We start from the raw sequence: 6,454 nt of genomic DNA on the forward strand, positions 1-6,454 counted from the left end.
GTATTATTTTTAATACTTGAATTCTTTTATAAATTAATATTACCATATTTCTTAATATTTAGGACAAAATAAAAAATCTATAATAGACTTTCTTCTTTTCTCTTTTTCCATACCTATCACCTGTTTTCTGTATAATAAAAGAGCCCCGTTATGAGCTCTCAAATTAATCATTTTGCCTATCTACATCAAGTATTTCTCCTGTATTAGCGTTTATTGTAACCTCATATATTATCCCACTAGTAGTTCTAATGTAAACTTCGTAGACCAATAAGCCATCTTCAGTATCTACTTCAACTCTTAATACTTGCCCCGGTACTCTTTGCAATGCAATTTGTACAGCTGTTTCAGCACTTATGCGGTATTGTCTCCAATAATTATCCCATAAATTATTATAGAAAGGACACCTCATATTAATCATCTTTCATTTTATTATTTACTCAATTATTATATTCAAATACAATATTATTAGTTCCTTTCTCCATACAAATAAGCACCCTAATTACGGATGCTTATTTTATAAATGGTTGATAGGCTCTATTTATATGTGGCCTTGTTGTGGTTGCATTTAAATTTAAAGTGCCCTGCAACCGCAGACACCAATTTACACTTGCAATCATGGAAGCTTATCTTCATGGTATATTTATAATTATATATCATACTTGTTACAATTTAATATCATATATAACAACTATTTGTAAACATTATTAAAATAAGCACTAATTTAACAGTGCTTATTTATAATACAGTTAAGGAAACCAATTCTAAATCGTATTAGGGTTTTTTCCTGTGTTAAATTAAAAATATAAGCAAATTCCCATCTCTGGAAACCTGCTTATATCAATGTCTTTGGTGCGTCAGAGAGGATTCGAACCCCCGGCACGCTGGTCCGTAGCCAACTGCTCTATCCAACTGAGCTACTGACGCAAGTTTAACATAATTATTCTAACACAAATAGTGCCCAAGATCAATTTGTTAAAAACTTTATATGGAAAAACTACCATCAAATAATTTCTTATTCATCAATAAATTTTATTAATTCACTGTTGAATTTATCACGTTCATCATAAAATAATCCATGACCGCTATATTTAAATAATACAAGCTTAGAATTTTTAATTCCTTGATTTTGTGCTTCTGCAAGCGGAAAGAGGCAAACTCTATCATGAATCCCATGAAGAATTAAAGTTGGAACATTTATTTTTTTCATGTCGGAAAATAAATTTTCTTCATTTAACCAAGAATTTGCAACCGCAGCAGTAGCCCAGCTCGCTGCCTGCAGTCCAATCTGGAAAAACCAATCTGAGAAAGACTGAGTTACAATCTGGAAGAAAAACATACCACCAAATTGTCTCAGCATTTGAGGTCTATCACTATATGTCTGTTTAATAATTTCAATTACATCTTCTTTTTTTAAACCATATGGAAAATATGGACGTTGAATAAGACTAGGAGCTGCTGCTGCAAAAAGAGCAAGCTTAGACACTTCATACCCACTATGTCTAGCCATATACCTTATGGCAATGGCCCCACCTGTAGAATGTCCTGCTAATACAAACTTTTTTAACTTAAGTACCTCGACAACCTCTCTGATATCATCTGATAATCGATCATAATCATATCCCATAAAAGGTTTATCTGATTCACCAAATCCTCTCTGATCCATTCCAATGCATCGATATCCTTCCTGCAAAAGTTTATTAAACTGATATTCAAACAATTTATGGCTCCCAGGCCATCCATGTAAAAATAAGATTGTTTTTTCTCCCTCTGGATTAGGATCTTCTATATAAATTTTTACATTCGATTCTACCTTAACATAATATCCCATACAAATACTCCCTTTTAATAAAATTATCTATTAAATTCTATTCTATTAAAAGCAAATAAATGAAAAATTTTTTAAATTATTAATTCCCTTGAAAAAGGTAAACTTTCAATCCATTTACAAAATTCTCGCCATTCCGGTAACCTGTGGTTTTTCCTTTGACTGTAAACACCTTTTAGGCACCTATAATTAGTTGTCAACCTTGCAGTAAGTTCAAATCCTGACGGGTTAGAATACAAAAGTTTCAAATAATCTTCTATATCATGAGTTTTATTATATGTATTCTTTAATTCTTCCATAATATCAATTATCCTTTTATCTACATATTTATTATACTGTTTTGACAAGTCAAATTTTGCTATTCTGTGCATTGTACTTTGACTGCTTACAAAAGTAATAAATCTATACCTTTCAAGCTCGACCCATGCCTTATTACTGAAAGTTAAATCAAAAGCAACCCGTATTCCTGATAAAAACTGATCATGGGCTTCACCTTTAGGTGAATGAGCTAAATTTTTAACTGTATCTGTAATATCAGAATTACATCTATCAATATCTACTGCCATAGGGTATTTACTTGCCTTTATACTTTCCTTCAGATCATATATTTTAACATTCTCTATTTTCACTTTCATGCCTCCAATACTTTTTAATCCACAATTAAGTTTATCATATTTTTTATACTTTATAATCATTTTCAGTATAATAATCTAAATTAAACGTATACTACCTTTATAAGTTATCAAATATTTAATCTTGTATAAACTAATAATTGCCCTTCAATATATTGATACTTGTTTTATGCTGGAGCCTATAAGTCTCCAGCATTCAAATTTTAAAATACTTTAAAACAATCCTCATTTTATTTGAGAAATTAAATTCACCATCTCTATAGCTGAAAGCGCGGAATCATAACCTTTATTGCCAGCCTTGGAACCAGCTCTTTCAATTGCCTGTTCTATATTTTCAGTTGTAAGCACACCAAAAATCACAGGAATTTTAGTTTCCAGTGTAACCCGTGCAATTCCCTTGGAAACCTCATTACACACATAATCATAGTGAGAAGTAGAACCACGTATTACAGCCCCCAAACAGATGACAGCATCATATTTCCCAGACTGAGCCATCCTGTCTGCAATTAATGGGATTTCAAAAGCCCCAGGTACCCAAGCTGCCGTTATATTTTCATCTGAAACACCGTGTCTTACAAGCCCGTCTACTGCCCCTGATAAAAGCTTATCAACAATAAATTCATTAAATCTAGAAGCCACTATTCCCACATGAATTTTTTCCGCAACAACTTTTCCTTCAATAATTTTCATTTAAAATATCCTCCTTATTTTAATAATTAATATTACTAAATAGATGACCCATTTTTTTCTTTTTTGTCCTAAGATAATCTATATCTTCCCGCTGAGGTGCAATTTCAATGGGTATTCTTTCTATGATTTCGACCCCAAAGCCTTCCAGGCCATAAATTTTTTTCGGATTGTTTGTCAACAGGCGAATTTTTTTTGCCCCCAAGTCTTGGAGAATCTGTGCTCCTATCCAATATTCGCGTAAATCAGGAGCAAATCCTAATTCCAGGTTTGCCTGCACAGTATCCCTGCCTTTTTCCTGTAATTCATAAGCTTTGAGTTTATTAATCAACCCTATACCTCGCCCTTCCTGACTCATATATAGAAGAATTCCCCTACCTTCATTCTGTATTTGCTTCATCGCAGAAATAAGTTGTTGACCACAATCACATCGGAGGGATCCAAATACATCTCCCGTAAGGCATTCGGAATGGACTCTACACAAAAGATTTTCACCATTTCCAATTTCTCCCTTTACCAAAGCAACATGATGTTCACCAGTAAGGTCGTTTACATATCCATGAATTTGAAAATTTCCATATAAAGTTGGAAGCTTTGCACTTGCCATATGCACAACATGCTTATCATGACGGCGGCAGTAATTCTGCAAATCATGAATAGTTATAAATACGAGATGGTGTTTCTCTGCGAATTCTTTTAATTGGGTTGTACGCATCATCTTACCGTTATCTGCCATAACCTCACAGCAAAGTCCACATTCTTTCAGCCCAGCCAATCTCATTAGATCGACAGTCGCTTCTGTATGACCACCGCGTGTCAATACTCCACCACGACGCGAAATAAGAGGAAACATATGACCTGGCCTGCGAAAATCCCCAGGTTTCGCATTATCTTGTACACACTTCATAGCTGTAATAGATCGCTCCTCGGCTGAAACACCAGTAGTTGTACTAACGTGATCAATTGAAACAGTAAAAGCTGTGGAATGATTATCCGTATTTTCTGTAACCATTTGAGGCAGCCCCAATTTGAGGCCAAACTGTTCATTCATAGGCATACAGATTAGTCCTTTTGCATAAGTAGCCATAAAATTTACATTTTCACAGGTTGCATGTTCACCAGCACAAATTAAATCACCTTCATTCTCTCTGTTCTTATCATCTGTAACAAGAATAATCTTTCCTGCACGTAATTCCTTGAGTGCTTCTGAAATAGTATTATATTGCATATCTTTCAACCTCCTCTTTAAAATCCATTCTGCTTTAAAAAATCAAATGTAATACCGCCTAAAGGTTCATTGGCCTTTAAGTAAAAAAGTTTTTTCACATATTTCCCAACTATATCATTTTCCAAATTTACAACATCACCAGTCCTTTTCTCCAGCAACGTCGTCTGCTGTCCTGTATGGGGAACAATAGATACCTGAAATTTATAATTTTCTACATTAGCTACCGTTAAACTAACGCCATCAACGGCAATGGAACCTTTTTCAACAATCAACTCCATTACTTCTGGAGATGCTTTTATAGTTATCCAGACAGCATTTTTTTCTTTCTCCATTTTGCAAATTACTCCAGTATCATCAATATGTCCCAACACAAAGTGTCCTCCAAGACGTCCATCAATAGCCACAGCCCGTTCCAGATTGACCGAATCGGAACTGTGCAATCTGCCCAAATTACTTTTCCTCAATGTCTCCGGCATAACATCAGCAGTAAACTCTCCTTCGCTTAAAGAGATAACAGTAAGGCAAACTCCATTTACAGCAATGCTGTCTCCCGGCCTAGTATCCTCTAAAATAGTTTGGGCGTAAATTGAAATTTTTGACGAACTTCCATCAAAAATAGCTTGATGTACTTGTCCAATTTCTTCAATAATTCCAGTAAACATTTATACTTTCCTCCTCACAAATTTAAACCTCAACATCAAATCACCATCAAGAACAGATATCTCAGGAGCAGTAAATTGAAAGCACTGTTCCGGTGATAAAACACCATCTCCTTCCACTGGCGTTTTTGCGTCTTTACCGCCAAAAATTTTAGGTGCAATATATGCATATACTTCCTGAACTAAATCAGCTTTTAATGCACTGTAGTTTAAAGCACTTCCTCCTTCAAGTAAGATGCTGTCTATCTCAAGCTGACCAAGCTTTTGCATTAATATAGGCAAGTTCACCATTTCATCTTTGCCTGATACGGTTAAGACAGTAATACCAAGCGATTTTAATTTTGAAATTTTAGTTTCGTCAGTTACAGTAGTTGCTAAAATAGTATGTACCTCCTTTGCTGTACGACAAATCTGACTATCCATCGGAATGCGAAGGTGGCTGTCACAGATAATTCGAATTGGATTTCTGCTATTTTTCAATCGACATGTAAGCAGCGGATCATCTTTTAAGACAGTTCCAATTCCAACCATAATAGCACTATATTTGTGACGTAATTGCTGGACATGCTTCCGGGCTGCTTTCCCCGTAACCCATTTAGAATCACCAGTAACGGTAGCTATCTTTCCATCAGCCGTCATGGCATATTTCATAACAACATATGGAGTACCAGTAACAATATAATGAAAAAAAACAGTATTCAATTCATCACATTTTTCTTTCAACACACCCTCTTTTACCACAATTCCAGCTCTGCGTAAAATTGAAATACCCTTACCAGACACTTTAGGATTTGGATCACTGGAACCAACCACTACTTTTGTAATACCTGCCTTTATAATGGCATCTGTACAGGGAGGAGTTCTTCCATAATGGCAGCATGGTTCTAGCGTTACATATAAAGTTGCTCCTTTTGCTGATTCAATACAGCTGGCAAGTGCATTGCGCTCAGCATGAGGTTTTCCACATACCTCATGATATCCCTCTCCAATGATTCTATTTTCTTTTACAACAACTGCTCCCACCATCGGATTTGGATTAACCCAGCCTTCACCTTTTCTTGCCAAAGCAATTGCATATCTCATATATTTTGAATCTTCCAATACCATCACATCTCCTCCGTATAAAAAAAATACAAAAAAAGCCCTATATAAACTATAAGTTCATACAGGGCTTTTCTTGCGAAGAAAAGACTCTGAAATTGAAAACATTTCAGATCAAACAAAATATATCTTCTTCCATCCAGACTTTACTGTCGGTCTTGGGATTTCACCAAGTCCTGTGCTTTCACACCTGCGTTCACGCGCTCGCGGACTATACCGCCGATCGGGAATTTCACCCTGCCCTGAAGATCTTCATTATTAACTTTTATCAAAACTCAAATTTATTAAAAACTCAATATTAAAACAGATTTATATTTATAAT

General features: G+C 35.0%; 7 protein-coding genes, 1 tRNA gene and 1 riboswitch. All 8 genes read right to left on the reverse strand.

Translation table 11 applies throughout. The features are described 5' to 3' along the window. Positions 1–163: 163 nt before the first annotated feature. Positions 164–409 carry a PepSY domain-containing protein gene (locus J5G60_RS15450; protein WP_150358780.1) on the reverse strand — a complete coding sequence of 82 codons (246 nt, stop codon included), beginning with the start codon at positions 407–409 and terminating at the stop codon, positions 164–166. A gap of 438 nt (positions 410–847) precedes the next feature. Beyond that, positions 848–924: transfer RNA gene (locus J5G60_RS15455), tRNA-Arg, on the reverse strand. An 88-nt stretch (positions 925–1,012) separates the two neighbouring features. Beyond that, the gene (locus J5G60_RS15460) at positions 1,013–1,828 is read right to left on the reverse strand and encodes an alpha/beta fold hydrolase (protein ID WP_150358779.1); all 816 of its coding nucleotides are present in this window, start codon (positions 1,826–1,828) and stop codon (positions 1,013–1,015) included. Positions 1,829–1,899: 71 nt separating this feature from the next. Next, a complete protein-coding gene (locus tag J5G60_RS15465) occupies positions 1,900–2,454 on the reverse strand; it encodes a hypothetical protein (RefSeq protein ID WP_150358778.1) in 555 nt (184 codons plus the stop codon). A 228-nt stretch (positions 2,455–2,682) separates the two neighbouring features. Further along, complete coding sequence (ribH, locus tag J5G60_RS15470) at positions 2,683–3,147, reverse strand: 6,7-dimethyl-8-ribityllumazine synthase (RefSeq protein ID WP_150358777.1); 465 nt, start codon at positions 3,145–3,147, stop codon at positions 2,683–2,685. Positions 3,148–3,166: 19 nt separating this feature from the next. Continuing rightward, positions 3,167–4,372, reverse strand: a complete 1,206-nt coding sequence (locus tag J5G60_RS15475; protein ID WP_150358776.1) for a bifunctional 3,4-dihydroxy-2-butanone-4-phosphate synthase/GTP cyclohydrolase II — start codon at positions 4,370–4,372, stop codon at positions 3,167–3,169. Positions 4,373–4,389: 17 nt separating this feature from the next. Further along, complete coding sequence (locus tag J5G60_RS15480; RefSeq protein WP_150358775.1) at positions 4,390–5,034, reverse strand: riboflavin synthase; 645 nt, start codon at positions 5,032–5,034, stop codon at positions 4,390–4,392. Then, positions 5,035–6,132: a bifunctional diaminohydroxyphosphoribosylaminopyrimidine deaminase/5-amino-6-(5-phosphoribosylamino)uracil reductase RibD gene (gene ribD, locus J5G60_RS15485; RefSeq protein WP_150358781.1), complete on the reverse strand. Its 1,098-nt coding sequence runs from the start codon at positions 6,130–6,132 to the stop codon at positions 5,035–5,037. It abuts the gene before it with no gap. Between the two features lie 123 nt (positions 6,133–6,255). Beyond that, a riboswitch (FMN riboswitch) is annotated at positions 6,256–6,386 on the reverse strand. Positions 6,387–6,454: the final 68 nt, after the last annotated feature.

It is taken from the genome of Clostridium sp. HV4-5-A1G, assembly GCF_900184915.1.
Lineage (GTDB): Bacteria > Bacillota > Clostridia > Clostridiales > Clostridiaceae > Clostridium_B > Clostridium_B aromativorans.

What these genes read in the sequence shown, in the direction of transcription:
- J5G60_RS15450 (WP_150358780.1), bottom strand. Translation starts at nt 409, where the DNA reads ATGAGGTGTCCTTTCTATAATAATTTATGGGATAATTATTGGAGACAA.
- J5G60_RS15460 (WP_150358779.1), bottom strand. Translation starts at nt 1,828, where the DNA reads ATGGGATATTATGTTAAGGTAGAATCGAATGTAAAAATTTATATAGAA.
- ribH (WP_150358777.1), bottom strand. Translation starts at nt 3,147, where the DNA reads ATGAAAATTATTGAAGGAAAAGTTGTTGCGGAAAAAATTCATGTGGGA.
- J5G60_RS15475 (WP_150358776.1), bottom strand. Translation starts at nt 4,372, where the DNA reads ATGCAATATAATACTATTTCAGAAGCACTCAAGGAATTACGTGCAGGA.
- J5G60_RS15480 (WP_150358775.1), bottom strand. Translation starts at nt 5,034, where the DNA reads ATGTTTACTGGAATTATTGAAGAAATTGGACAAGTACATCAAGCTATT.